The organism is Kribbella sp. CA-293567, from assembly GCF_027627575.1.
GTDB lineage: Bacteria > Actinomycetota > Actinomycetes > Propionibacteriales > Kribbellaceae > Kribbella.
Genome location: NZ_CP114065.1, coordinates 7089571 through 7115089 on the forward strand (window position 1 = coordinate 7089571; position 25519 = coordinate 7115089).

A 25519-nucleotide genomic window follows, 5' to 3' on the forward strand; every position below is an offset into this window, starting at 1 on the left:
TGCCGGGTCATGAACAGGTATGTGAACCCGGTGGACGTCCTCGGACCGGACGTTGCCAAACGAGTGGAACCACTCGGCAACGGGCGACGGTACGTCCGCCCGGGAGCGTGGACGTTGTTCGCGTCCTGGCTGGTGGACTCGATGGTGGTCGGGGTCGGCGTGCTGGCCGGGACAGCCGCTCTCGTGACGGCACCGACTCTCGACGACGGGACGGTCGGGGTGGGCGTGATCGCCCTGATCTTCGGAGTTCCCTTGCTGTACGGCGTTTTCTACGGCAACGGCCGGGCGCTCGGCGCGCTGCTGACCGGCACCCGGCTAGTTCAGCTCAAGGACGGCGGCCGCCCGGGCTTCCGGGGCCCGTGGGCGATGCTGGTGCGGGTCACGCTGCTTCCACTGCTGATCATCATGTTCCTGGTCGGCTCCCTGAATGGTGGCGGGACCGGGTCGCCACCCGGTTCGCTCCGCCGGGGAAGCATGGACGTCGCCCCCACCTACTACCTCTGGGCCGCCGAAGCCGCCGCGAACAGTTGACCGCTCACAGACGACCTCAGCAGGCGCAGGCGATGCCCGTGGGAGCGGTCAGCGGGTCCGAAGGGCGGCGGGTGACGCCGTCGACGGTCTCGACCGGCAGCCCTTCACGGGTCCAGTACTCCATGCCGCCGATCATCTCCTTGACCGGATAGCCGAGTTTGGCGAACTCGAGGGCAGCCTTGGTGCCACCGTTGCACGCCGGGCCCCAGCAATAGGTGACCACTGGAGTGCCCTCCGGTACTGCGAGTGCCGCACGCGCCGCGATTTCCCGGGTCGGCAGGTGGATCGCTCCGGGCACGTGTCCCTGGTCCCAGCTTTCCTGGCTTCTGCTGTCCACGAGAACCCAGCCGCCGACTCCGGCGCCGAGGTCTGCGGCGACATCCGACGGGTCCGTCTCGAAGGCGAGTTTGCCGGCGAAGTGAGCGATCGCCCGCTCCTGCTCGGCGGCCGCTGTCCGCAGTACCGCTGAAACCACCGTGGCCATTGCCTTCTCCTTCGCCGCGCGCAATCCGGAGCCACCAGCGTCGACCACCGGCTCCCGCCTGACCAGTGGCAGTAAAGACCTCCTGCAACAAATTACTGCCAGTGAGGCGGTGGTGCCGCGCACGCGGTGGCAACGGCCTAACACCCTGCTGACAAAGGTTTTCTGCCACCGCGGGACAGCGATATCTCCGCCGGGAGAAGCAGCTATCCGGCGGGTAGGACAAGCCTTGGCAACAGCCCGCACAAGATCGGGGGTTCGGCTACCACTTCGGGCGGATCAGGCTGCATGATGTCCGCTGAGGACCACTCCAGCCACGGGGTACCCCTGACGATGACTCATGTCTGGAGCCCCTTGATGGCTGACTTCGAGGTTGCCGCGGCGACGTCCGCGGACGCCTTCGCGCGACTCGCTGTCGAACTGCACGACGCACCCGGCGTCGAGGAGACGGTCGACGCGGTGGTGCAGTTCGCCCTGCAGGCGCTGAACTGCACGTTCGCCGGAATCGCGCTCTATGTGCGGGGCTCGCAACCCGAGGTGGCGGCGGTCACCGATCCCGTGGTCGGCGACGTGTTCGGGTTGCAGATCAGCTCCGAGACCGGCCCGTTGATCACCTCCCTGCGGGAGCGCAGCACCGTGCTCATCCGGGACACCAGCGAGGACACGCGGTGGCCGGAGTGGGCGGCGAAGGTGGCGGGGCTGGGAGTGCGGAGCGTGCTGGACGTGCCGCTGGCCACCGGTGGGGGCAGCCGGGCGACGGTCGGCGTACTGGGGCTGTACTCGCCCGAGCCGAACGCGTTCGGTGAGGACGACGAGGCGATCGCGCACATCCTCGCCCGGCACGCGTCGGTGGCGGTCGCGTCGGCGCGGCACGAGGAGACGATGGCGCAGGCGGTCGACGCCCGGAAGCTGGTCGGTCAGGCGATGGGGATCCTGATGGAGCGCTTCGATGTCGACGGCGATCGGGCGTTCGCGATCCTGAAGCGCTACTCGCAGGACACCAACACCAAACTTCGCGACGTGGCCCAGCAGTTGATCGACACCCGCAAGCTTCCGCACTGATCGGTTCGGCGCGGCGACGGTAGGGTCGTGGCGTGGGAGGTACGGCGGGGACGGGGGCTTGGCGGCCGTTGGGTGGGCCGTCCCAGCAGGTTGCGTTGGAGATCCTGCTGGACGGGCCGTTGTCGAGGGCCGAGCTGGCTCGGCGGGTGGAGCTGTCGGCCGGGAGCCTGACCCGGTTGACGAAGCCGATGGTGGAGTCGGGGCTGCTGGTCGAGGTGGCGGGTGGCCCGGCCGATCCCCGGGTGGGGCGGCCTTCGCAGCCGTTGGACATCGTGCCGGCTTCGCACCACTTCGTCGGGGTGAAGCTGACCGGGGACGCGGCGCTGGGGGTGTTGACCACACTGCGGGCCGAGGTGATCGCCACCGAGGAGCGGGTGCTGCCGGACCACTCCCCCGAGGCGGTGGCCGAGCTGGTGGTGGAGATCGCGCGTTCGCTGGGTGCCGGGCGGCCGAGGATCACCGGGCTCGGGATCAGTCTCGGCGGGCACGTCGACGCTACCGGCGACGTACTGCACGGTGACTTCCTCGGCTGGGAGGACGTGAAGTTCCAGCAGCTCGTCGCTGACCGGACCGACGCCCAGGTGGTCGTCGCCAACGACGTCACCGCCGTCACCGAGGCGATCCACTGGTTCGGTGCCGGCCGCGGGATCAGCCGGTTCTGCCTGCTCACCATCGGTGCGGGGGTCGGCTACGGGCTGGTCGTCCACGACAAGCTGGTCGACACGACGGAGGCCGGGCTCGGTCTGATCGGCCACGTCCAGCTCGACCCGAACGGCCCCCGCTGCGAGCGCGGCCACCGCGGCTGCGCCGACTCGATGCTCACCACAGCGGCGATCACCAGCCAGGTCGGCCAGGCTCTGGGCCGCCCGGTCGGGTACGACGAATGTCTCGACCTGGCCGCCGGCGGTGATCCCGAGGCACGTCGCGTGGTCGGCGCCGCGGGACACGCTCTCGGCCGGCTCATCGCGGCCGCTTGCAACTTCACCATGCCCGAGGTGGTCATGCTCGGCGGCGAAGGCGTCCGGCTGGCCGCTGTCGCTCAGGACGAACTTCAGGCGGGCCTCCGGGCCGACCGCCACCCTGCGGCCGTCCCGCCACCGGTCGTCCTGCAGGACGCGTCCTTCACTCAGTGGGCCCGCGGCGCCGCCGTGATCGCCATCCAGACCTTCGTCCTCGGCAAGTAGGCACCTGCGCCTGACGTCACGCGCCCAGCCCTCGGCTGGTCGAGAGCGGCGATGAGACCGCTGAACCAGCCGAGGAGTCAGTGCGGGCGACAGCTCAGCTGAACTGTCCGGCCACGTAGTCGCCGGCCGGCTGGCGGGTGATCACGTTGAGCCGGTTGAAGCTGTTGATCAGAGCGATCTGCGACACCAGCGCGAAGAGCTGCTCCTCGTCGTAGTGCTTGGCCGCGTTGGCCCAAACCTCGTCCGAGACCCCGCCACTGGCGTCGGCGAGGCGGGTGCCCTCTTCGGCCAACTCCAGCGCGGCGCGCTCGGCCTCGGTGAAGCAGGTGGCCTCGCGCCACGCTGCCACCAGGTTGAGCCGCAGCTGCGACTCACCGGCGGCGACGGCGTCCTTGATGTGCATGTCGGTGCAGAAACCGCAGCCGTTGATCTGGCTGCAGCGCAGGTTCACCAACTCGAGTGTCAGGTAGGGCACGGTCGACCCGCCGACCACCTTGGCCGCGGAGACGAGGTGCTTCATCAGCTTGCCCGCGGCCGGAGAACTGAAGACGTTCAGACGCGCATCCATGGCTGGACTCCTCTGTCGGATTCGGATGTACACACTTACGACAGAACAACGCGGCGGAGTGTGACTCCCGGCGGGCGTGATCTACGTCTCCCGCGCCGGAGCGCGGTCCGGGACTCGGCCGAAAGGACGAGCCGGACGACGCGGCGTCGTACCAGGGTCGTACGTGGCGGTGGGACAACATCCGACCGCGAAACGATGTGGCGACCGTTGCCGGAAACAACAATGAACGGCATGAACCTGGTGCAGCGCCCGACCCGCCCCTTCGTGGGGCTGGCAGAGGCCGTGGTCGACCTGTCGGCCGTCAGGGACAACGTACAAACCCTGCACAAGCGCATTCGGCCCGGCACCGAGATCATGGCGGTCGTCAAGGCCGATGCCTTCGGCCACGGCGCGATCCAGGTCGCCCGGGCCGCCGTCGAGGCGGGCGCGACCTGGCTCGGCGTCGCTCGCGCCGACGAGGCTCTGCAACTGCGCGCCGCCGGCCTGACCGAACCCATCCTGATCTGGCTGTACGACGCGAGCGAACTGCTGCTCCTGTCCGACATCGACGTCAGCGTCTCCACGGTCGCCGAACTGCAGCAGGCCGTCTCGGCCCCGAACGTGCGGCACGTGCACCTCAAGCTCGACACCGGCATGCATCGTGGCGGCAGCGCGCCCGGCCAGTGGATCGAGCTGACCCGAGCCGCGGCCCACTACGAGGCACTCGGCGCCGTCAAGGTTCGAGGCATCTGGTCCCATCTGTCCCATGGCGACGAGCCGGACGCCACGCACAGCAAGAAGCAGCTCGCGCTCCTGCGCACCGGGGTCAGCCTGGCTCGCCGCGCAGGTCTGGACCCCGAGGTGATCCACCTGGCGAACTCGGCCGGCGCGCTCACCCTGGATGCCCCGGACTGCAACCTGGTCCGGATCGGCGCCGGGCTGTTCGGTATCGACGAGGCCGGTGCCGGCCTGCGGCAGCCGATGCGGCTCGTCACCAAGGTCGCCCAGGTTCGCCGGATCCCAGCCGGCGAAGGCGTTTCGTACGGGCACGACTTCGTGGCCGAGCGGGACACCACCGTCGCGCTGATCCCGATCGGGTACGCCGACGGCGTCCCGCGGACCGCGTCCGGCCGGGCGAGCGTACTGGTCCGGGGTGTCCGGCTGCCGGTGATCGGCCGGATCACGATGGACCAGTTCGTCGTCGACGCCGGTGACCTGGCGATCGAGCCCGGTACGCCGGTCGTGGTCTTCGGCAACGGTGACGCCGGCGAACCGGTCACCGAGGACTGGGCCGAGTGGGCCGGAACCATTCCACACGAGATCTACTGCGGGCTCGGTTCCCGGGTCCCGCGCCGTTACGTCGAGGGGACGAGTTCGTGAAGGTCGTCGTGATCAGTGGCGGAGCCAGCCCGGAGCACCAGGTCTCGCTGGCCAGTGGGCGCGGGATCGCCAAGGCAGCGGAGCTGTCCGGGCACACCGTCGTACCGCTGGTGATCGATGCCTCAGGCAACTGGCAGGACGGTCAGCACGAGGCGATCGCGTTGCTGCAGGACAGCGACGTGGCGATCCCCGCCCTGCACGGCGAAGGCGGGGAGGACGGCGTCATCCAGGGTTTCCTGGAACAACTGCGCGTCCCGTACGTCGGCAGCGGCGTGGCAGCCAGCGCGGTCGGGCTCGACAAGCACCTGACCAAGGCCGTACTGCGCGCGCACGGCATCCCGGTCACCCCGGGCATCACCGTGCGCGGCGCGGATCTTCGCGACACCGAAGCGGTCGTCCAGCGACTCAAGGCGGTCGGCATCGAGTTTCCGGTCTTCGTCAAGCCAGGCAGTGGCGGCTCGAGCTTCGGGGTCGCGCGGGCCACTGACCTGCAGTCGCTGGCTGCCGCCCTGGCCGTCGCGGCCGAACTGGATCCGCAGGTCCTGGTGGAGCAGGAGGTCCAGGGTCGTGAGATCGACCTGGCGGTGATGGAGTTCCCCGACGGCAGAGTCGACGTCGCGCCCGCGCTGGAGATCCATGCCGATCCGGACCAGCCCTTCTTCAACGCGGCCGCCAAGTACGACAGCGGCCGGACGCGATTCGTCGTACCGGCACCGTTGGAGGCCGCGCTGGCCGAGCGGCTTCGGCGAACGGCGCTGGAGGTGTTCGAGGCACTCGGCTGCCGAGGTCTTGCCCGGGTCGACTTCTTCGTGCCGGCCGACGGCAACCCGCTGGTCAACGAGATCAACACCTTCCCCGGCTTCACGCCCGCGTCGCAGTTCCCGCGCATGTGGGCAGCGGCCGGCCTCTCGTACGCCGACGTGATCGAGACCCTGCTGACCACCGCTGCCCGGAAGAAGGCCGCATGACCGTCCTGCTGAGTGACGAGCGCATCACCCGGCTGCCGGCCATCGACAGCGGTGAACCGCTGGTCGACCTCCACACCCGCGGCATCTCCGCCCAGGGCCGCCAGTTCGTCCGGGAGAGTTTGGCCGACCGACTCGCGGTCGCCGACAGCTTCCTGCCCGCGGGCGTCCGGCTGCACGTCGTCGAGGGACTGCGCGCGATCGAGAGCCAGCAGGAGATCTACCACAGCTACTTGTCCGAACTGCGAGCCCTGAACCCCGGCATCTCCGACGCCGAGACGCACGTCCTCGCAAGCCGGTTCGTGTCACCGGTGGAGGTCGCCCCGCACGTCGCGGGCGCGGCGGTGGACCTGACGCTGATGGGCGAGCACGGCCCGTTCGACCTCGGTACGCCGATCGACGCGACTCCCGAGCAGAGCAACGGCGCCTGTTTCTTCGACGCCACCAACATCAGCCGGGAGGCCCGGACGAACCGTTCCCTGCTGGCCGATGTGCTGGCCTCGGCCGGCTTGGTCAACTACCCCACAGAGTGGTGGCACTGGTCCTTCGGCGACCGCTACTGGGCCTTCGTCGAAGGTCGTGACCACGCCATCTACGGGCCCGCGAACCGCGATGAAGTGGCCGGGCTGGTCGCCGGCGCCAGTTGGTAGCTGCGGGCTATCACGTCATAGGGAGGTTTGCTTTGACGCCTTGCTGACCGCCCGGGACAGTCGAGGTATGACGACCGAAGTCATCCCCCCTGCCTCCGTCCCGGCCCCCGGGCGAGCCGTGCGTGTTCGTGGGATCGCGGCCGGGTTGCGCGGTCTGCGTGGCGCGCTGATCCCGATTCTCCATGCGGTGCAGGAGGAACTCGGCTACGTCGACCAGACCGACATCGCCGTGATCGCCGACGTGCTCAACCTGGCGGTGGCCGAGGTCCATGGTGTCGTCACCTTCTACCGCGACTTCCGGCGCGAGCCGGCCGGCCGGACCACCGTGCGGATCTGCCAGGCCGAGGCCTGCCGATCGGTCGGCGCGGAAGAGCTTGCCGCGCACGTGAAACGGCGGACAGGGGCTGGGTTCGGGGAGACGACGTACGACCGCCGGCTGACCGTCGACGAGGTCTTCTGTCTCGGCAACTGTGCTCTGGGGCCGGCGGTTCAGGTGAGCGGCAAACTGCACGGCCGGGTCACGCCGGCCCGGCTGGACGCACTGCTCGGGGAAGCGCGATGAGAGTCTTCGTACCGCGCGACGCAGCGGCCCGGTCGGTCGGCGCGGACGAGGTCGCCGAGCGGATCGTGACCGCGACTGCCGGCCGGGACGTCGAAGTGGTTCGCAACGGTTCGCGGGGCATGTTGTGGCTCGAACCGCTGGTCGAGGTGGAGACGACGGACGGGCGGGTCGGCTACGGGCCGGTCGTTCCGGAAGACGTCGACGGGCTGATCGCGGGCGGGATGCTCGACGGTCTGGGGGCGAGTCTCGGACTGGTGGAGGAGCTGCCCTGGATGCGGCGGCAGCAGCGGTTGACGTTCGCACGGGTCGGGGTGATCGACCCGCGGTCCGGTGACGACCACACGGAACACCAAGGAAACAAGGGACTTCGGGCCGCACTGGCGATGTCACCGGCCGACGTGGTGGAGGCGGTCGTCGCGAGCGGCCTGCGGGGACGCGGCGGTGCCGGCTTCCCGACCGGGATCAAGTGGCGCACGGTGCTCGGCGCGGAGTCGGACCAGAAGTTCGTCTGCTGCAACGCCGACGAGGGCGACTCGGGCACGTTCGCCGACCGGATGCTGATCGAGGGTGATCCGTTCACGCTGATCGAGGGCATGACGATCGCCGCGTACGCCGTCGGCGCCACCGAAGGCTACGTGTACCTGCGCTCGGAGTACCCCGACGCCGTCGAGGCGCTCGACGCCGCCATCCGTACCGCCCGCGAGAGCGGCTGGCTCGGGCCGGACATCCTCGGCTCGGGTCTGGACTTCGACCTGCACGTCCGGGTCGGCGCCGGTGCCTACATCTGCGGCGAGGAGACCTCGATGCTGGAGAGCCTCGAGGGCAAACGCGGGATGGTCCGGGCCAAGCCGCCGATCCCTGCCCTGGAAGGGCTCTTCGGCCGGCCGACCGTCGTCAACAACGTGTTGTCACTGGCCACGATCCCGACCATCCTGGCGAACGGTGCCGCGGCCTACGCGGCATACGGAACCGGCCGGTCGCTCGGCACCAACGTCTTCCAGCTGGGCGGCAACATCGCCCGTGGTGGCATCGTCGAGACCGCGTTCGGCATCACTCTGGGTGAGCTGGTCAACGAACTGGGCGGTGGTACGGCCACCCGGCGGCCGGTCCGCGCGGTCCAGGTCGGCGGGCCGCTCGGCGCCTATCTACCGGTCGAACAGTTCGGCCTGCCGATGGACTACGAGGCGTTCGCGGCCGCCGGCGCGATGGTCGGCCACGGCGGGATCGTGGTGTTCGACGAGACCGTCGACATGGCCGCGATGGCCCGGTTCGCCTTCGCGTTCTGCGCCGAGGAATCCTGCGGCAAGTGCACGCCCTGCCGGGTCGGCGCCGTCCGCGGCGTCGAGACGATCGACCGGATCCGCCGCGGCGAGGACCGCCGACAGAACCTGGTCCTGCTCGACGACCTGTGCGACCTGATGACCGACGGCTCGCTGTGCGCGATGGGCGGCCTCACCCCGCTGCCGGTACGCAGCGCCGTCCGCCACTTCGGAAAGGACTTCGGTCTGTATGACGCTCCTCAAGGAACCTGACTTCGGTACGCCGGCCCGCGACGGCGAGCCCACTGTCACGCTCACCATCGACGGCGTGGGCGTCGCCGTCCCACCCGGTACGTCGGTGATGCGCGCGGCCAAGCAGGCCGGACTCGACATCCCCAAACTGTGTGCCACCGACAGCCTGGAGGCCTTCGGGTCCTGCCGGCTCTGCATCGTCGAGATCGACGGCGCCCGTGGCACCCCCGCCTCCTGCACGACGCCCGTCGCGCCCGGCATGGTGGTGCGCACCCAGAACGAGAAGCTGGGCAAGCTGCGCCGGGGCGTGATGGAGCTCTACATCTCCGACCACCCGCTGGACTGCCTGACCTGCTCGGCCAACGGTGACTGCGAGTTGCAGGACATGGCCGGGGTCACCGGACTGCGCGAAGTACGGTACGGCGCCGGCGTCGACGCCGGCGCCAACCACCTCGACGCGCCGACCGACAGCTCCAACCCCTACTTCGACTTCGACGCCTCGAAGTGCATCGCCTGCTCGCGCTGCGTCCGCGCCTGTGACGAGGTCCAGGGCACGCTGGCGCTGACGATCGAGGGCCGCGGTTTCGACTCCAAGATCGCGGCCGGCGCGGGCGTCTCCTTCATGGAGTCGGACTGCGTGTCGTGCGGCGCCTGCGTACAGGCGTGCCCGACGGCGACCCTGCAGGAGAAGACCGTCATCCAGCTCGGGATGCCGACCCGCTCGGTCGTCACCACCTGCGCGTACTGCGGCGTCGGCTGCTCCTTCAAGGCCGAGCTGCGGGGTGACGAGCTGGTCCGGATGGTGCCGTACAAGGACGGTGGCGCGAACGAGGGCCACTCGTGCGTCAAGGGCCGGTTCGCCTTCGGCTACGCGAGTCACCCGGACCGGGTGCTGGAGCCGATGGTCCGCGCCGCGATCACCGACCCCTGGCGGAAGGTCTCGTGGGACGAGGCGATCGGTTTCACCGCGCGCCGGCTGCGCGAGATCCAGACGGAGTACGGGCAGGGCTCGATCGGCGCGATCACCTCGTCGCGGACCACGAACGAGGAGGTGTACGCGGTCCAGAAGATGGTCCGGGCCGTGTTCGGCAACAACAACGTCGACACCTGCGCCCGGGTCTGTCACTCGCCCACGGGGTACGGGCTGAAGCAGACCTTCGGTGAGTCGGCCGGTACGCAGGACTTCAAGTCGGTCGAGAAGTCCGACGTGATCCTGCTGATCGGCGCGAACCCGACCGACGGGCATCCGGTGTTCGCGTCCCGGATGAAGAAGCGGCTGCGGCAGGGCGCGAAGCTGATCGTGATCGACCCACGGCGGATCGACCTGGTCCGGTCGCCGCACATCGAGGCCGCCCACCATCTGCAGCTGGCGCCGGGCACGAATGTCGCCGTGGTCAACGCGATCGCGCACGTCGTGGTCACCGAAGGGCTGGTCGACCGGGCTTTCGTCGAGCAGCGGTGCGAGGACTTCGGGCAGTGGGAGACCTTCATCGCGCAGCCGGAGCACAGCCCGGAGGCGGTCGCGTCGATCACCGGCGTCGATGCCGGGGAACTACGCGCGGCGGCCCGGCTGTTCGCGACCGGCGGGAACGGCGCCATCTACTACGGTCTCGGCGTCACCGAGCACAGTCAGGGATCGACCACCGTGATGGGGATGGCCAACCTGGCGATGGCGACCGGCAACATCGGCCGGCGCGGCGTCGGGGTCAACCCGCTGCGGGGCCAGAACAACGTGCAGGGCTCCTGCGACATGGGCTCCTTCCCGCACGAACTTCCGGGGTACCGGCACGTCTCCGACGACGGCGCCCGGGACGTCTACGAACAGCTCTGGGGTACGCCGATCCTGAACGAGCCGGGGCTGCGCATCCCCAACATGTTCGACTCCGCGATCGACGGGTCGTTCAAGGCACTGTTCGTGCAGGGTGAGGACATCGCGCAGTCCGACCCGAACACCGCGCACGTGTTCGCCGCGCTCGGCGCGCTCGACCTACTCGTCGTCCAGGACCTGTTCGAGAACGAGACGGCCAAATGGGCGCACGTGCTGCTGCCCGGGACGTCGTTCCTGGAGAAGGACGGCACCTTCACCAACGCGGAACGGCGGATCAACCGGGTCCGGCCGGTGATGGCACCGCAGACCGGCAAGCAGGAGTGGCAGATCGTCTGCGAGATCGCGCAGGCGATGGGCTATCCGATGCACTACGACTCGGCGGCGCAGATCATGGACGAGATCGCGCTGACCACGCCGACCTTCAGGGGGGTGTCGTTCCAGCACCTCGACGCGGTCGGGTCGGTGCAGTGGCCGTGCAACCTGGAGCATCCCGACGGCACGCCGATCATGCACGAGGACGAGTTCACCCGCGGCAAGGGACGGTTCATGGAGACCGTCTACGTGCCGACGACGGAGCGGTCGACCCGCAAGTACCCGTTGATCCTCACCACCGGACGGATCCTGTCGCAGTACAACGTGGGAGCGCAGACCCGGCGGACCGCGAACGTCGCCTGGCATCCGGAGGACATCCTGGAGCTGCATCCGCACGACGCCGAGGTGCGGGGTATCGAGGACGGCTCGATGGTGGCGTTGTCCAGCCGGGTCGGGAGGACGTCGCTGCGGGCCAGGCTGTCGGAGCGGATGCCGGTGGGGGTCTGCTACACCACCTTCCACCACCCGGTGACGGGGGCGAACGTGATCACCACGAACAACTCCGACTGGGCGACCAACTGCCCGGAGTACAAGGTCACCGCGGTGCAGGTGGATCTGCTGGTGGAGACGGTGGCCACGGACGAAGTACTCGAGGCGGTGCCGGCGCCGTGAGCGGGCCGGCCCTGCCGCCGCCGGTGCGGTTGGCGAACGAGATCGCGCGGCAGTTCGAGCACAGGGCGCCGGCCGATGCCGCGACGGCGATCGCGAACCACATCGGCACGGTCTGGGATCCCCGGATGAAGCGGGCGCTGATCGCCCATGTGGACGCCGGCGCCGATGACCTGGCTCCGCTGGCTGTCCTGGCCGCCAACCAGGTCCGGGCGACGTTGCGGTGACTCAGGTCGAGGAGGAAGTCGCGCAGCTCGGACGTGAACCGGCCACGGATGATGGTGAGGTGGCGCAGGTCGACGGCGAGATGACGCGGGCTGCCAGGGGGCCTGACGCGGCCGCGGTGTCCTGGGATGTGGCCCGGGCACTGGCGCATACGGCGGTCGCGCCGCTTGCCCCGCGGCGGCTTCCACTTGAGGAGGCGGTCGGCTGTGTTCTCGCCACCCCGCTCGTCGCCCCCACGGCAGTGCCACCGGTGGATCGCTCAGCCATGGACGGGTACGCCGTACGCGGGTCCGGCCCGTGGCGGATAGTCGGCGCTGTCCTCGCCGGCTCAGCTCTCCCCGCGCCTCTCGAAGAAGGCCAGGCTTGCACCATCGTCACCGGTGCGTCCATCCCGCCCGGGACGACTACTGTGCTGCCCGACGAGCAAGCGACCCGTCTTGCCGACGAGGTAGCCGGGCCGGCCGAGCTCGGCCGGCACATCCGCCGAGCGGGCGAAGAATGCGCGGCAGGCGAAACGCTGCTCCCAGCAGGGACTCTGGTGCTCCCCCAACTTCTCGGTCTCGCCGCAACGCTCGGCCTGAACCAGCTCTCGGTGATCCCCAAACCCCGAGTGGTCGCCCTGATCACCGGTGACGAACTGGTTCACCAGGGCCCCTCCGCCCCGGGTCGGGTCCGGGACGCGATCGGCCCGATGCTGCCGGCCCTGATCACCAGAGCGGGCGCGACCTTCGGCGCAGTACCGCGCACCGGCGCTGCTTCCGGCTGCACACCTTCGCTCTCCTCCGCCGTGGTGCACCTGCCGGATTCCAGGGACGGGCTGCTGGCGGCGATCGCTGGTGCCGAGGCGGAGATCATCCTGGTGTCCGGGTCGTCGGCAGCAGGACCGGCTGATCACCTGCGAGGAGCCTTGGCCGAGCTGGGTGCGGAGCTGATCGTGAATGGGGTCGCGTGCCGGCCTGGGCATCCTCAGGCGCTGGCCCGACTGGCCGACGGGCGGCTGGTGGCCGGTTTGCCGGGCAACCCGCTGGCCGCGTTGACGGCGTTTCTCACGCTGGGAGTCGCGGCCGTCAGGCGGTTGCGGGGTGAAGGGCTGGACGCGCTTGCGGTGGCGTCGGTGCCTGGTGGGCTCGCGTGCCATCCGCGCAGTACCAGGTTGGTACCGGTGCGGGTGACGACACAGGGCGCGGTACCGGTCGGGCATGGCGGCTCGGCCATGTTGCGAGGTGCTGCTGCCGCCGACGCGTTGGCCGTGATCGAGCCAGGCCCGGGCGCCGCTATCGCCGCGAGACTGCTGCCACTGGATCCGGGAGTCCGCCCATGGGTCGTCTGATCGCCCGCAAGAAGGTCCTGCGTCTCACGCCTGACGGCGAGCGCTCGCGCCCCGACTCGATCGCCGTCGAAGATCCGCTCGAGCTCCGGGTCGACGGCCGTCCGCTGGCCGTGACGATGCGAACGCCGGGACACGACGTCGAACTCGCGCACGGCTTCCTGCACACCGAAGGCGTGATCGGCAGTGCCGGCGACCTCCGCGACGCCCGGTACTGCGATTCGCGGGACGCCGAAGGCCGCAACACCTACAACGTCCTCGATCTCGGGCTGTCCCCCGGTGTCCCGGCGCCGGAAACCGGGGTCGAGCGGAACTTCTACACCACCTCGTCCTGCGGCGTCTGCGGCAAGGCGTCGCTGGACGCCGTCCGGGTGAAGTCGCGCTACTCGCCCGCGGGTGACCCACTGCGGGTGTCCTTGGAGGTCCTCGCGAGCCTTCCGGACCGGCTGCGGGAGCAGCAGGAGGTGTTCGAGCGCACCGGCGGCCTGCACGCGGCCGGACTCTTCACTCCCGACGGCGAACTGCTGGTCGTGCGGGAGGACGTCGGCCGCCACAACGCGGTCGACAAGGTGATCGGCTGGGCCCTGCTCGGCGGCCTGATCCCCGCCCGCGGCCACATCCTCATCGTCTCCGGCCGGACGTCGTTCGAGCTGGCCCAGAAGGCCGTGATGGCAGGCATCCCGCTCCTGGGCGCCGTCTCGGCTCCCTCGTCACTGGCCGTCGAGCTGGCCGACGAGTGCGGGCTGACCCTCGCCGGCTTCATCCGCAACGGCTCGCTGAACGTCTACTCCCACCCCGACCGCATCACGGTGCCGGCGCGCGTCTGACCGACCGGCGTCAGACCGCCTGGCCGGTCGCTTCCTGGACCATCGACGGCGCGACCCACAGGCTGTCGGCGGTACCGCGATCGAGGTGGTCGGTGTAGATGTCGACCTTGTACGTGATCACCCGGAGGCACTCGGTGAGCTCCTCGATCTGCGCGGCGACCGCCTCCTGGTGACTCTTCAGCAACGCCAGTCTGGCCGCCTCGTTGCCGGCGCCCTGCCGGACCAGGTCCGTGTACCGGCGAATGGTCTCCAGCGGCATCCCCGACGAGCGGAACTTGATGCACATGTCCAGCCAGTCGACGTCGTCCTGGCTGTAGACGCGACGCCCGTTGGCCTCCCGGCGTACCGGGTCGGCGAGGATGCCTTCCCGCTCGTAGAAGCGCAGCGCGTGCACGCTCAGCCCCGTGCGTTCGGAGACCTGCCCGATGCTCAACCCGTCAGCCATGCGGCTCACCCTAACCGCGCCTGGAGTCAACTCCAGGAGCTTCGCAGCCCTCCCAGCGCGGCCGAGCGGAAGCACCTTGACCTAGACAGCGGTCCAGCTCGTAGGTTCTGCACCAGACCACAACGGCTAGGAGCTGGACATGCGCTACCGCACTCTCGGCGGGACCGGTATCGAGGTGAGCGTGCACTGCCTCGGCACGATGATGTTCGGCGCGGTCGGCAATCCCGATCACGCCGACTCCGCCCGGATCATCCACGCGGCCCTGGACCAGGGCATCAACTTCGTCGACACCGCCGACATGTACTCCGCGGGCGAGTCGGAGGAGATTGTCGGCAAGGCGCTGCAGGGGCGCCGGGAGGACGTCGTACTGGCGACGAAGGTGCACTTCCCGATGGGGAAGGGCCCCAACCGCGGCGGCAACTCGCGGCGCTGGATCACCCACGAGGTCGAGCAGAGCCTGCGGCGGCTCGGCACGGACTGGATCGACCTCTACCAGGTGCACCGGCCGGACCCGGCGACGGAGATCGAGGAGACGCTGTCGGTGCTGACCGACCTGGTCAGCCAGGGCAAGATCCGGGCGTTCGGCTGCTCGACCTTCCCGGCCGAGGAGATTGTCGAGGCATACCACGTCGCCGAGCGGCGCGGCTTCGGCAAGTTCCGGACCGAGCAACCGCCGTACTCGCTGGTCACCCGCGGGATCGAGCGGTCGCTGCTGCCGACCGCGCAGCGGCTGAACATGGGCGTGCTGACCTGGAGCCCGCTGGCTTCCGGCTTCCTGTCCGGCAAGGTGCGCAAGGACCGGCCGGTGGATCTGGCCGCCGGCCGGGCGGCTCTGACACCACACCGGTTCGACCCGTCGATCCCGGCCAACGCCTCGAAGTTCGAGGCACTGGAGCAGTTCACCGCGCTGGCCGAGAGCATCGGCCGGACGCTGCCCGAGCTCGCGCTGGCGTTCGTCACCTCGCACCCGGCGGTGACGTCGGTGATCATCGGCCCACGCACGATGGAGCACCTGGACAGCTCACTGCAGGGCGCCGACCTGACCCTGGAGGACGACGTACTGGACCGGATCGACGAGATCGTTGCCCCTGGCACCGATCTTCACCACTACCAGCCGGACGGTCTCTGGTCCTCGCCCGCCCTCACCGATCCGGCCGAACGCCGCCGCCCGGCGGCGGATCGCTCCGCCGCCTGATCTCCGCACCGCATCGGACCTGCAGCGATGGGTACTGGACGGGTTCAGCCCCGTCCACAGGAGGACCGATGAGCTTCGATCGACCTGGACTGCCGTTACCCGGCCACCGAGCCGATGAGGTGGAGATCAACGAGGACCTGCGGGCCGAGGGGCTCGAACTCAACCCCGACGGTGAGCTCGACGGGCTGGACCACCCGGGCGCGGCCTCGGCCGGCCCGCAGCCGAACCCGCCGCGCCGCCCGCACCAGGCGACGGCCGATCCGGCGGCGGGCCGGCCGGTCGAGGCGTTCCAACCGGTCGAGGCCGCGGAGCCGGTCGACGATCCTGCGCACGAAGATCCCGCGCGCGACTGACAGGGCTACCGATCCGGTCGTCGCGTACGGCGGAAGTTGGTGATCGTGACGCCCGGCGCTATCTCGACCTGGCCGGTGGCGGTGTAGCCGCGGGCCAGGTAGAGCGTGGTCGCCGGGACGTTCGCGGTACCGGTCGAGACGAGGCTGGTCGCCCTTGGCTCCAACTCGTCGAGATGGTCGAGCAGCGCTCGACCGTGACCGCGGCGGGCTTGGGCCGGGTCGACCACCAGGCGGCTGATGTCGACCGTGTCGGCGTCGGGAAGCTCGTAGGCGACAGCGGCGACCAGTTCGCCGTCGGAGTACCGGCCGAGCCAGTGTTCCGTCGACGACCTCAGCGCTGCCAGGTCCTCGTGCAGTGGCGGGATGCCGTCGAACCCGATCAGCTCGGCCTCGACCGCGTAGGCCAGCCGCTGGACGGCCAGCACCCGTTCGGCGGTGGGCAGGTCGGTCAGGTCGAGCGCGCGGATCATCCCGCCACGCTAGCCTGACTTGTCAGATCGCTGCCCAACCCAGCCAGAGCGAGGATGACGAGTGGACGCCAAGGTCGACCGGGACGCCTGGGGCGTGCCACAGCTGACGGCCGGAGATCCTCTCGCCCTCGCCTACCTGCAAGGACAGAACGCCGCCACCGACCGGGCCTGGCAGCTCGAACTCGAGCATCACCGCGCGCTCGGCACGAGCGCGGCCTTCCTCGGCCGGGAGGCGCTGGCCTGGGACGTCTTCGCCCGCCAGGCACGTCTCGACGACACCGCGCAGCGTTGCTGGGAGCAGCTCGACGACGGCACCCGCGCCTGGACCTCGGCGTACGTGGACGGCGTCAACCGCAGCCTTCCCGGCGCCGCCGGCAGCGCGCCCGAGTTCGCCGCGACCGGCCTCGTCCCGTCGCGGTGGCAGCCCTGGGCTCCGATCAGCAACTGGCTCGCGATCCACATCCTGTTCGCCGGCTTCCCGACCAAGCTCTGGCGCGAGCACGTCGCCCGCCGGCTCGGCGAACCCTTCCTCGATCTCTTCAACGCCGAAGGCCCGGACACCGCCGGCAGCAACGGCTGGCTGATCCCGGGCAGCAGAACAGCCACCGGTACGCCGATCATCGCCGGTGACCCGCACCGCTATGTCGAGAGCCCCGGCGTCTACCAGCAAGTCCGTCTCACCTGCCCCGAGTACGACGTCATCGGTCTCGCGGTCCCCGGCGTTCCCGGGATCGCCCATTTCGGCCACACCGGCGGCGTCGCCTGGGCGATCACCAACGCGATGGCCGACTACCAGGACCTGTACTCCGAACAGCTCCGGCGCACCGGATCCACGGTCGAAGCGCTCGGCCCCGACGGCTGGCAACCGGCCGCTCGGCACACCGAGGTGGTCGAGGTGGCCGGTGCGGACCCGGTCGAGATCGAGGTGATCGAGACGGCCCGCGGCCCGGTGATCATCGGCGGACCCGGCGAATCCCGGGCGATCAGCCTGCGCTACCCACCCCGGGTGACCCACCGGATCGGCTTCGAGGCGCTCCCTCAGTTGCTGGCGGCAACTACAGTCGAGGACGTCGATCGCGCCGTCGACCGGTGGGTCGAGCCGGTCAACGTGGTGATGGCCGCCGACACCGCGGGCGGTCTGCTGCACCGGACCGCGGGGCTGGTCCCGACTCGGCACCAGGACAACCGCCTGCGCGTCGTACCGGGGTCGGAGGCGGAGCACCAGTGGCAGGGCTGGCACGATCCGATGCCTCGGGCCACTGTCGGCGAGGTGGCCGTGATGGCCAACAGCCGCGAGCTGGCCGAGCCGCTCGGCGTCGACTTCGCCGCCCCGCACCGCTTCCGCCGGATCCGCGAACTCCTGCTCGAGCGCGACGACTGGACCGTCGGCGAGATGCCGGTGATCCACACCGACACCCTGCTGGGCTCGTCCGCCGCGCTGCTCGACCTGCTCGTCGACCTCGAGAACCTGTCGCCGGAGGCAACCGATCTCCGGCAGCAACTCCTGGCCTGGGACCGGCGCATGGACGCGGCCAGCACGATCGCCTCCAGCTACGCCGCGGTTCGCAAAGCCCTGGTACGCCGGCTCGCGGAGCACCCGGCTCTCGCCGTACTCGACCAGGGCCTCGACGTCCCCGAGCTCTTCGTCCCGTACCTCGACACGCTCGCCCACGCCTACTTCGCGCTGGAGAACCTGATCGCCACCGAACTCCTGCCGGACGTCAACCTCTCCTGGTTGACCCAGGAGGCTCTGGAGGAGGTGGCCCACCGCAAACCTCGCGGCCCGTGGGGCGACACTCACCACCTGACCCCGCTCCACGCACTACGAAGCCCGATTTTCGCTCCAGGTGAGGAACACTACGACCTTTCGGTCTCCGGCGACCACCACTGCGTCTGGTCCACCTCGGCCGTCCCCGGCCTGACCGACACCTGCATCCGGGCCTCCGCCGCCCGCTACGCCTGGGACGTCGCCGACCGCGACAACAGCGCCTGGATCGTCCCGCTGGGCGCGTCCGGCGTTCTCGGCGATCCCCATCACCACGATCAGCTGCCGCTCTGGCTCCGCGGCGAACTGGCCCCGGTCAACAGCGAGGTGCCCGTGGAAGGGTGAGTGCTGACCGTGCCCGGGGGCCGGCGTTGCTCCCGGGCGGTTGGCGTGAGATCAGCTGGAGACCTTGGCGTCCTTGGCAGTGCGGTGGTCTCGGGGTCTGCGTTCGGTGGGGATCTGGGACGAGGAGCGTGGCGATGGGCAGACCGGGCCGCGGTCGATAGGACCGCCGCCCAGCCTCCTGCTCTTCCACTGCTTCTCTTCGTAGTCGTAGTAGGTGTCAACGCCTCCGACGGTCATAGGTGTCCTCCCGGTTGTCCCCCCGGTCACGGCTCCCTGCTCGGCCTTCTCTACAGTCCGTCACCAAGCGCCACAAGACAAGCGATTCTTGAACTACCTGCACCATCCGGACAGGTAAAGATCTTTCAGTTCGCGTAGATGGCGACGGTATGTCCCGCCAGCCGCACACCATCGGTGACGATCGCGGCGTCGCCGAAAGCCATCACCTGGTACGCCGGTGCGTCGGCGAGCGGGACCGTCACCTCGGCGTCGTCGAGGTTGACCACCACCCGGTGAGCTCCGCGCCGCACGACCAGCCACGCATCGGCGTACGAGACGTCGACCGACGAGAGCTCTCCGCTGCGCAGGTCGTCGCTCCGGGACCGCAGGGCGAGCAGATCGCGGTACCAGCGCAGCAGTTCCGCGTGCGGCGCCTGGTCCACCTCGGTCCAGTCGAGCACCGAGCTCTGCCAGGTGGCCGGGTCCTGCGGGTCGGGGATCTCCTCCGCATCCCATCCGTACGCCGCGAACTCCCGTCGCCGCCCGGCCCGGACCGCCTCGGCCAGGTCCGGCTCGGTGTGGTCGGTGAAGTACCGCCAGGGCGTCGAGGCGCCCCACTCCTCCCCCATGAAGAGCATCGGCGTGTACGGCGATGTGAGTACCAGCGCGGCCCCGATCGCCAGCTGCCCCGGGGTGAGGGCCGGCCGATCGCCGAGCGCCCGGTTGCCGACCTGATCGTGGTTCGACGTGTAGGCGAGGAACTGCCAGCCGCTGTGCCGCTCCCGGTCGACCGGCCGCCCCCAGTCCTTCTCCCGGAAGGTGGAGTACGACCCGTCGTGCAGGAAGACCTGGGTCAACGTCTTCGCGAAGACGGCCGGATCGCCGAAGTCCACGTAGTAGCCGGCCTTCTCGCCGGTCAGCAGAGAGTGCAGCGCATGGTGGAAGTCGTCGCTCCACTGCGCGGTCATGCCGAGCCCGCCCTCGCCCGCCGGCTCCACCATGCGCGGGTCGTTGAGGTCCGACTCCGCCACCAGGCCGAGCGGACGGCCCAGCTCCGAGGCCAGCGCGGAGGTCTCCGTCGAGAGCTGGGCCAGCAGGTGCTGTGGGCTGTCGTCGACCAGTGCGTGCACCGCGTCGAGCCGGAGGGCGTCGATGTGGAAGTCGCGGAACCACCGCAGCGCGTTGTCGCAGATCCACCGGCGTACTTCGTGACTGCCCTCGTCGTCCAGATTGACCGCGGGGCCCCACGGAGTGGTGTGCTTCGAGGTGAAGTAGGGCCCGAAGGAGTCCAGGTAGTTCCCGCTCGGCCCGAGGTGGTTGTAGACGACGTCCAGACACACGGCCAGGCCGACCGCGTGACAGCGGTCCACGAAACGCTGCAGCTCGGCAGGCCCGCCGTACGGCTCGTGCACCGCGTAGAGGTCGACACCGTCGTACCCCCAGCCGTGCCGACCCGGGAACGCGGCCACCGGCATCAGCGAGACGACCTCGACTCCCAGCGCCACCAGGTAGTCGAGGTGGCCGGCTGCCGCCTCCAACGTGCCTTCGGGAGTGAACGTGCCGAGGTGCAACTCATAGAAGACAGCACCTCGTACGTCGCGCCCTGCCCACTCCGCGTCGCTCCACTCGAACTGGCTCGAGTCGAACACCCGGCTGGAGCCATGCACCCCGTCAGGCTGCCAAGGGCTCCGCGGATCAGGCATCGGCTCGCTGCCGTCGACAGAGAAAGCGTAGGACGTGCCGTGCCCAGCCGAAGCCACCTCCAACGACCACCACCCGCCGTCGCCCTTCCGCATCTCCTGCGACGAGTCCGAAAGGACCAGTGCAACGGCGGAAGCACCGGGTGCCCAGACGGTGAACGTGTGCAAGCTCAGCTCCTTGCGAGTAACGCCACCGGAAGATCTGCCAGTAGCTCTGCGATCCGAGTCGCTCCACTACCCACCGAGCGCCCGGTCAACACGTCCTGCCAGTCCCCCTCGGGCAGTACGACGGTGCTGTCGCCCCAGCCGCCCAGCCGATGCAGAGCCACCGGCAGCCGAGTAGCGACCGTCACCACCGAGTCACCTCGGCAGAAGGCGACCGCATGGCCACTGGACGTCGGAAGCGGCTTGTAGCTCCCCGCGAAGGCCTCCGCGTTCTGCCTGCGCAGCCGCAGCGCCTTCGCCGTCACCAGCAGCTTCTCCTCGGCCAGCCCGTGCGGCCGGGCACCGGCGTCCAGACGAGCCAGCCGCTCGATCCGCCGCCCGTAGTCGACCGGTCGGCGGTTGTCCGGGTCCACCAGCGACAGGTCGACCAGCTCCGTGCCCTGATAGACGTCAGGAACGCCGGGCATGGTGAGCTGCACCAACTTCTGCCCGAGCGTCGCCGCCCGGATGTGCTCGGACTGCCCATCGGCGAACCGGCCGATCGCCGCCAGCAGGGTCTCGTCGCCGAGCACCCCGGTGATGAACGACGCCACGGCCTCCTCGTACTCCGAGTTCGACGACGTCCAGCTCGTGTGCCGCTTGGCCTCTCGCGTGGCCTTCAGAACATAGGCCTGCAGGCGCTCCTCGGCGATCGGGCCATCGTCCCAGGTCCCGAAGATCGTCTGCCAGACCAGGTACTCCGTACTGCCGTCCAGCTCCGAGTCGCGATGCTGCTCGCTCAGCGACCGCCACGACCGAACTGCCTCCGTCCAGGCGGCCGGCTGCTCCGACAGCACTCCCAGCCGGGCCCGGACATCCTCCGACCGCTTGGTGTCGTGGGTGGACAGCGTGGTCATCGTGCGCGGCCAGCGATCGTTCAGCCGGGCGGCGAAGGCATGGAACTCCTCCGGCGAGACCCCGAAGTGCTGCGGATCTCCGCCGACCTCGTTCAGCGACGTGAGCCGGAACCAGCGGTAGAAGGCGGTGTCCTCGATCCCCTTGGCCATCACCGGTCCGCAGGTCTGCTGGAACCGCACGATCAGTTCGTGCCTGGCTTGCTCGTCGATCCGGCTCGCGGTACCGGCCTCGCGGCCGAGCAGCAGGTCGCGGACCAGTTCGAGCGTCTCCTGCTGGTCCTCGTCCAGGTTGCGCCGAGCCTTCTCGACCGCGTGCTCCAGCGCCCGGATCGACGTCGGATCAGGCTGCTCCCCCGGTACGACGTACGCGCGGTACCGGTCGAAGTTCACCAGGAGCTCGACGACCACCAGGTGGAAGGCGCGGCGCGTGTGGTCGCGCAGACGCACGTCGTCCTGGCAGATACGCGCCAGCAACTCGACCAGCCGGTGCACCTCGGCGTACTGGCCGTGCTTCACGACCTCACGCTTCGCCTGCTCCACCACCGATCCGAAGTCGGCGGGCTCGCCCGTCAGCTCCGAGTGGAGGGCCGACAGCGGCGCTGCTCCAGCGGGATCCACGAACAGCCCACCCACACGCAGGAGGGCGTCGTACCCGGTAGTGCCGGCGCAGGGCCAGTCCCCGGGCAGCTCTTCGTCGCCTTCGAGGATCTTCTCGACCACGACCCAGGCGCCGCCGGTGCGCTCGGCCAGGCGCCGCAGGTAGCCCCGCGGGTCGGCCAGGCCGTCCGGGTGATCGATGCGGAACCCGTTGAGCTTCCCCTCGTGCAGCAAGGAGAACAGCAGCTCGTGGGTGGCCTCGAAGACCTCCTGGTTCTCCACCCGGACAGCGGCCAGGGTGTCGACGTCGAAGAAGCGCCGGTAGTTCAGCTCCTCGTCCGCGACCCGCCAGTGCGCCAGCCGGTACCACTGCTCGGTCACCAGCTCCGCGATCGGCAGCGACTCCGTGCCGGGCCGCAGCGGGAACTCGTGGTCGTAGTAGCGCAGGACGTCGTTGTCCACGGACAGCTCGCCGTCGGCCAGCACCTTGCCGATCCGCTGGCCGAGCACCGCCATCAGGAGCGGCTGGTTGCCCGACCCCCAGTCGACGTCGAACCAGTCCGCGTAGGGCGAGCCGGGGCCGTCCCGCAGTACGGACCAGAGGGCGGTGTTGAGCCGGGCCGGGGTCGGCACCGCCACATGGTTCGGTACGACGTCCGCGATCGCGCCCATCCGCTGGTCGTCCAGCCGCGCAGAGAGCCGGTCGAAGGCCTCGCGGCCCCCGGCCGGCTCGGACAACCTGCTGTGATCCACCACGTCGTACCCGTGCATGGAGCCGGGTGCGGCCTGCAGGATCGGGGACAGGTAGAGGTGCGAGATCCCGAGGCTGTGCAGGTACGAAACGATCTCGGCGGCCGCGTCGAAACCGAACTCCGCGTGCACCTGCACCCGGTACGTGGCCTGCGGGACCGCTGTCATTGCGCTGCCTGCCGCGGCCTGGTCAGCACGAACATGCCGTGCGCCTCCACCCGGACGGTGCTGCCGGCCGCGTGCTCGACCTCGTTGCTCCGGCCGGTCGGGCGGACGGTGTCCACCGCCACCGTCCAGTTCTCGCCGTACTCCTTGGTGGGCAGCAAGAAGTCCTCCGCTTCGTGGTTGCTGTTCAGCAGGATCAGGAACGAGTCGTCGACCACCGGCTCACCGCGCGGATCGGGCTCGGAGATGGCGTCCCCGTTGAGGAACACCGCGACGGCGCGGGCGTCGTCCCGGCTCCAGTCGCCGTCCTGCATCTCCTGGCCGTCCGGGGTGAACCAGACCAGGTCGCCGAGTCCGTCGACGCCGGTGTCGCCGTGGAAGAACCGGCGGCGCCGGAACACCGGGTGCTCGTTGCGCAGCCGGACCAGCTGACCGGTGAACTCCAGCAGGTCCTGCTGCTCCTCCGTCAGGTCCCAGTTCACCCAGGCCAGCTCGTTGTCCTGGCAGTACACGTTGTTGTTGCCCGACTGGGTGCGGCCCAGTTCGTCGCCGTGCGCGAGCATCGGCACACCCTGCGAGATCAGCAGTGTGGCGAGGAAGTTGCGCTGCTGCTTGGCCCGCAGCTGGAGCACCTCGACGTTGTCGGTCTCGCCCTCGGCGCCGCAGTTCCAGGACCGGTTGTGGCTCTCACCGTCGTTGCCGCCCTCGCCGTTGGCGTCGTTGTGCTTCTCGTTGTAGGACACCAGGTCACGCAGGGTGAACCCGTCGTGGGCGGTGATGAAGTTGATGCTGGCCAGCGGACGCCGGCTGTCGTCGCGGTACAGGTCGGAGGAGCCGGTCAGCCGCGAGCCGAACTCGGCCAACGTGTACTTCTCACCCCGCCAGAAGTCCCGGACGGTGTCGCGGTACTTGCCGTTCCACTCGGTCCACAGCGGCGGGAAGTTGCCGACCTGGTAGCCGCCGTCGCCGACGTCCCACGGCTCGGCGATCAGCTTCACCTGGCTGACCACCGGGTCCTGCTGGACCAGGTCGAAGAACGCCGACAGCCGGTCCACCTCGTGGAACTGGCGGGCCAGAGTCGAGGCGAGGTCGAACCGGAAGCCGTCCACGTGCATCTCGGTGACCCAGTAGCGCAGCGAGTCCATGATCAGCTGCAGCACGTGCGGGTGCCGCATCAGCAGGCTGTTGCCGGTGCCGGTGGTGTCGTAGTAGTGCGATTTGTCCGAGTCCACCAGCCGGTAGTACGCCGCGTTGTCGATGCCCTTGAAGCTCAGCGTCGGGCCCATCTCGTTGCCCTCGGCGGTGTGGTTGTAGACCACGTCGAGGATCACCTCGATGTCGGCCTCGTGCAGCGCCTGCACCATCGTCTTGAACTCGGTCACCTGCTGGCCGCGGCCCCCCAGGGACGAGTAGGCGTTGTGCGGCGCGAAGAAGCCGATCGTGTTGTAGCCCCAGTAGTTGGACAGGTTCCGCTCCTGCAGATGCCCGTCCTGGGCGAACTGGTGCACCGGCATCAGCTCGATCGCGGTCACCCCGAGCTCCTTGAGGTGCTCGATGATCGCCGGGTGCCCGATCCCGGCGTAGGTGCCGCGGATCTCCTCCGGCAGGCCCGGGTGGGTCTTGGTGAGGCCCTTGACGTGCGCCTCGTAGATCACCGTCTCGTGGTACGCGTGGCCCGGCGGCCGGTCGTTGCCCCAGTCGAAGAACGGGTTGGTGACCACCGACAGCATGGTGTGCGCGCGGTTGTCCATCGTGTTCAGCTCGTCCGGCTTCGCGAACCGGTAACTGAACAGTGACTCGTCGGCATCGACCTGACCGTCGATGGCCTTCGCGTACGGGTCGAGCAACAGCTTCGACGGGTTGCACCGGTGCCCGTTGGCGGGATCGTACGGACCGTGCACGCGGTACCCGTAGCGCTGCCCGGGCTGGACCGCCGGCAGGTACGCGTGCCACACGAATCCGTCGACCTCGGTCAGCTGGACCAGCTGTTCCGAGCCGTCGTCGTCGATCAGGGCAAGGTCAACTTGTTGAGCTACCTCCGAGAACAGCGCGAAGTTCGTACCGGAGCCGTCGTACGTGGCTCCGAGGGGATAAGGACGACCAGGCCATTTCTGCACTCGACGACGGTACCCACCCCTACCCCCTTCCGAAGAACGGCGGGGTGTTTCGTCCCGATGAATTCACCTGGCCGGAGCACCGGAAAGTTGCAGCAAGCTGCAGCAGAGATCCGGTGTGGGCCTGGTCAGGAGCCGATAGGGTCCGCGGATCGGGGTGATTGCCGGGGGCTCTTCGACAAGTCGCTGCTGCTCGCCTTGGATGGCGTCGGGGCTGGGGATGTGGGGGCAGGCAGTCACGTCCCGGAGCAGCCGTCCGTCGTTGTGAGGAGCTTTGGTGAG

General features: G+C 69.4%; 22 protein-coding genes. 15 read left to right on the forward strand and 7 right to left on the reverse strand.

Annotation, left to right across the window (positions count from 1 at the left end; genetic code table 11):
* The first annotated feature begins 9 nt into the window (after positions 1-9).
* A complete protein-coding gene (locus tag OX958_RS32895) occupies positions 10-531 on the forward strand; it encodes a hypothetical protein (protein WP_270134150.1) in 522 nt (173 codons plus the stop codon).
* Positions 532-547: 16 nt separating this feature from the next.
* On the opposite strand, the gene OX958_RS32900 is transcribed toward OX958_RS32895, so the two are convergent.
* A complete protein-coding gene (locus OX958_RS32900; RefSeq protein ID WP_270134151.1) occupies positions 548-1015 on the reverse strand; it encodes a rhodanese-like domain-containing protein in 468 nt (155 codons plus the stop codon).
* A 354-nt stretch (positions 1016-1369) separates the two neighbouring features.
* Here OX958_RS32900 and OX958_RS32905 point away from each other — a divergent pair, with 354 nt between their 5' ends.
* Both OX958_RS32905 and OX958_RS32910 read left to right on the forward strand, forming a co-directional pair.
* Positions 1370-2074 (forward strand): GAF and ANTAR domain-containing protein, encoded by a 705-nt coding sequence (locus OX958_RS32905; protein WP_270134152.1) that lies wholly within the window; start codon positions 1370-1372, stop codon positions 2072-2074.
* A 32-nt stretch (positions 2075-2106) separates the two neighbouring features.
* A complete protein-coding gene (locus tag OX958_RS32910; protein WP_270134153.1) occupies positions 2107-3258 on the forward strand; it encodes an ROK family transcriptional regulator in 1152 nt (383 codons plus the stop codon).
* A 94-nt stretch (positions 3259-3352) separates the two neighbouring features.
* Here the strand turns inward: OX958_RS32910 and OX958_RS32915 are convergent, their stop codons facing one another.
* On the reverse strand, positions 3353-3826 hold the full coding sequence (locus tag OX958_RS32915) for a carboxymuconolactone decarboxylase family protein (protein WP_270134154.1): 474 nt from the start codon (positions 3824-3826) through the stop codon (positions 3353-3355).
* Between the two features lie 231 nt (positions 3827-4057).
* On the opposite strand from OX958_RS32915, the gene alr reads away from it, so the two are divergent.
* The 9 genes from alr to fdhD all read left to right on the forward strand — a co-directional run bounded on the left by alr (position 4058) and on the right by fdhD (position 14061).
* Positions 4058-5185 (forward strand): alanine racemase, encoded by a 1128-nt coding sequence (gene alr / locus OX958_RS32920; RefSeq protein ID WP_270134156.1) that lies wholly within the window; start codon positions 4058-4060, stop codon positions 5183-5185.
* Positions 5182-6153, forward strand: coding sequence for a D-alanine--D-alanine ligase family protein (locus OX958_RS32925; protein WP_270134158.1), 972 nt, complete (start codon positions 5182-5184; stop codon positions 6151-6153). Before alr ends, OX958_RS32925 begins: the two co-directional genes overlap by 4 nt.
* Positions 6150-6800: a M15 family metallopeptidase gene (locus OX958_RS32930; RefSeq protein ID WP_270134160.1), complete on the forward strand. Its 651-nt coding sequence runs from the start codon at positions 6150-6152 to the stop codon at positions 6798-6800. Before OX958_RS32925 ends, OX958_RS32930 begins: the two co-directional genes overlap by 4 nt.
* Before the next feature lie 67 nt (positions 6801-6867).
* Positions 6868-7362 (forward strand): NAD(P)H-dependent oxidoreductase subunit E, encoded by a 495-nt coding sequence (locus OX958_RS32935; RefSeq protein ID WP_270134162.1) that lies wholly within the window; start codon positions 6868-6870, stop codon positions 7360-7362.
* A complete protein-coding gene (locus OX958_RS32940) occupies positions 7359-8894 on the forward strand; it encodes a formate dehydrogenase beta subunit (RefSeq protein ID WP_270134163.1) in 1536 nt (511 codons plus the stop codon). The genes OX958_RS32935 and OX958_RS32940 overlap by 4 nt, the downstream gene beginning before the upstream one ends.
* On the forward strand, positions 8872-11685 hold the full coding sequence (gene fdhF, locus OX958_RS32945) for a formate dehydrogenase subunit alpha (RefSeq protein ID WP_270134164.1): 2814 nt from the start codon (positions 8872-8874) through the stop codon (positions 11683-11685). Before OX958_RS32940 ends, fdhF begins: the two co-directional genes overlap by 23 nt.
* Positions 11682-11909 carry a formate dehydrogenase subunit delta gene (locus OX958_RS32950; protein WP_270134166.1) on the forward strand — a complete coding sequence of 76 codons (228 nt, stop codon included), beginning with the start codon at positions 11682-11684 and terminating at the stop codon, positions 11907-11909. Before fdhF ends, OX958_RS32950 begins: the two co-directional genes overlap by 4 nt.
* Positions 11906-13237, forward strand: a complete 1332-nt coding sequence (locus OX958_RS32955; RefSeq protein WP_270134167.1) for a molybdopterin molybdotransferase MoeA — start codon at positions 11906-11908, stop codon at positions 13235-13237. Before OX958_RS32950 ends, OX958_RS32955 begins: the two co-directional genes overlap by 4 nt.
* The gene (gene fdhD / locus OX958_RS32960) at positions 13225-14061 is read left to right on the forward strand and encodes a formate dehydrogenase accessory sulfurtransferase FdhD (protein ID WP_270134169.1); all 837 of its coding nucleotides are present in this window, start codon (positions 13225-13227) and stop codon (positions 14059-14061) included. The genes OX958_RS32955 and fdhD overlap by 13 nt, the downstream gene beginning before the upstream one ends.
* A 10-nt stretch (positions 14062-14071) precedes the next feature.
* Here the strand turns inward: fdhD and OX958_RS32965 are convergent, their stop codons facing one another.
* The gene (locus OX958_RS32965; RefSeq protein WP_270134170.1) at positions 14072-14506 is read right to left on the reverse strand and encodes a MerR family transcriptional regulator; all 435 of its coding nucleotides are present in this window, start codon (positions 14504-14506) and stop codon (positions 14072-14074) included.
* 139 nt (positions 14507-14645) lie between these two features.
* Here OX958_RS32965 and OX958_RS32970 point away from each other — a divergent pair, with 139 nt between their 5' ends.
* Positions 14646-15701, forward strand: a complete 1056-nt coding sequence (locus OX958_RS32970; protein ID WP_270134171.1) for an aldo/keto reductase — start codon at positions 14646-14648, stop codon at positions 15699-15701.
* Positions 15702-15769: 68 nt separating this feature from the next.
* A complete protein-coding gene (locus OX958_RS32975) occupies positions 15770-16054 on the forward strand; it encodes a hypothetical protein (protein ID WP_270134172.1) in 285 nt (94 codons plus the stop codon).
* A gap of 5 nt (positions 16055-16059) precedes the next feature.
* Here the strand turns inward: OX958_RS32975 and OX958_RS32980 are convergent, their stop codons facing one another.
* Complete coding sequence (locus OX958_RS32980) at positions 16060-16524, reverse strand: GNAT family N-acetyltransferase (RefSeq protein WP_270134173.1); 465 nt, start codon at positions 16522-16524, stop codon at positions 16060-16062.
* 61 nt (positions 16525-16585) lie between these two features.
* On the opposite strand from OX958_RS32980, the gene OX958_RS32985 reads away from it, so the two are divergent.
* On the forward strand, positions 16586-18634 hold the full coding sequence (locus OX958_RS32985; RefSeq protein ID WP_270134174.1) for a penicillin acylase family protein: 2049 nt from the start codon (positions 16586-16588) through the stop codon (positions 18632-18634).
* Positions 18635-18996: 362 nt separating this feature from the next.
* Here the strand turns inward: OX958_RS32985 and treZ are convergent, their stop codons facing one another.
* From treZ to glgX, 3 genes are read right to left on the reverse strand one after another with little or no spacing between them, the layout of a single operon-like run.
* Positions 18997-20718: a malto-oligosyltrehalose trehalohydrolase gene (gene treZ / locus OX958_RS32990; RefSeq protein ID WP_270134175.1), complete on the reverse strand. Its 1722-nt coding sequence runs from the start codon at positions 20716-20718 to the stop codon at positions 18997-18999.
* A gap of 2 nt (positions 20719-20720) precedes the next feature.
* Positions 20721-23126: a malto-oligosyltrehalose synthase gene (gene treY, locus OX958_RS32995; RefSeq protein WP_270134176.1), complete on the reverse strand. Its 2406-nt coding sequence runs from the start codon at positions 23124-23126 to the stop codon at positions 20721-20723.
* Positions 23123-25240: a glycogen debranching protein GlgX gene (glgX, locus tag OX958_RS33000; protein ID WP_270134177.1), complete on the reverse strand. Its 2118-nt coding sequence runs from the start codon at positions 25238-25240 to the stop codon at positions 23123-23125. The genes treY and glgX overlap by 4 nt, the downstream gene beginning before the upstream one ends.
* Between the last annotated feature and the right edge of the window lie 279 nt (positions 25241-25519).

Coding starts and splice junctions, on each gene's coding strand:
- OX958_RS32895 (WP_270134150.1), top strand. CDS start 10: ATGAACAGGTATGTGAACCCGGTGGACGTCCTCGGACCGGACGTTGCC.
- OX958_RS32900 (WP_270134151.1), bottom strand. CDS start 1,015: ATGGCCACGGTGGTTTCAGCGGTACTGCGGACAGCGGCCGCCGAGCAG.
- OX958_RS32905 (WP_270134152.1), top strand. CDS start 1,370: ATGGCTGACTTCGAGGTTGCCGCGGCGACGTCCGCGGACGCCTTCGCG.
- OX958_RS32915 (WP_270134154.1), bottom strand. CDS start 3,826: ATGGATGCGCGTCTGAACGTCTTCAGTTCTCCGGCCGCGGGCAAGCTG.
- alr (WP_270134156.1), top strand. CDS start 4,058: ATGAACCTGGTGCAGCGCCCGACCCGCCCCTTCGTGGGGCTGGCAGAG.
- OX958_RS32930 (WP_270134160.1), top strand. CDS start 6,150: ATGACCGTCCTGCTGAGTGACGAGCGCATCACCCGGCTGCCGGCCATC.
- OX958_RS32935 (WP_270134162.1), top strand. CDS start 6,868: ATGACGACCGAAGTCATCCCCCCTGCCTCCGTCCCGGCCCCCGGGCGA.
- OX958_RS32940 (WP_270134163.1), top strand. CDS start 7,359: ATGAGAGTCTTCGTACCGCGCGACGCAGCGGCCCGGTCGGTCGGCGCG.
- fdhF (WP_270134164.1), top strand. CDS start 8,872: ATGACGCTCCTCAAGGAACCTGACTTCGGTACGCCGGCCCGCGACGGC.
- fdhD (WP_270134169.1), top strand. CDS start 13,225: ATGGGTCGTCTGATCGCCCGCAAGAAGGTCCTGCGTCTCACGCCTGAC.
- OX958_RS32965 (WP_270134170.1), bottom strand. CDS start 14,506: ATGGCTGACGGGTTGAGCATCGGGCAGGTCTCCGAACGCACGGGGCTG.
- OX958_RS32970 (WP_270134171.1), top strand. CDS start 14,646: ATGCGCTACCGCACTCTCGGCGGGACCGGTATCGAGGTGAGCGTGCAC.
- OX958_RS32975 (WP_270134172.1), top strand. CDS start 15,770: ATGAGCTTCGATCGACCTGGACTGCCGTTACCCGGCCACCGAGCCGAT.
- OX958_RS32980 (WP_270134173.1), bottom strand. CDS start 16,524: ATGATCCGCGCGCTCGACCTGACCGACCTGCCCACCGCCGAACGGGTG.
- treY (WP_270134176.1), bottom strand. CDS start 23,126: ATGACAGCGGTCCCGCAGGCCACGTACCGGGTGCAGGTGCACGCGGAG.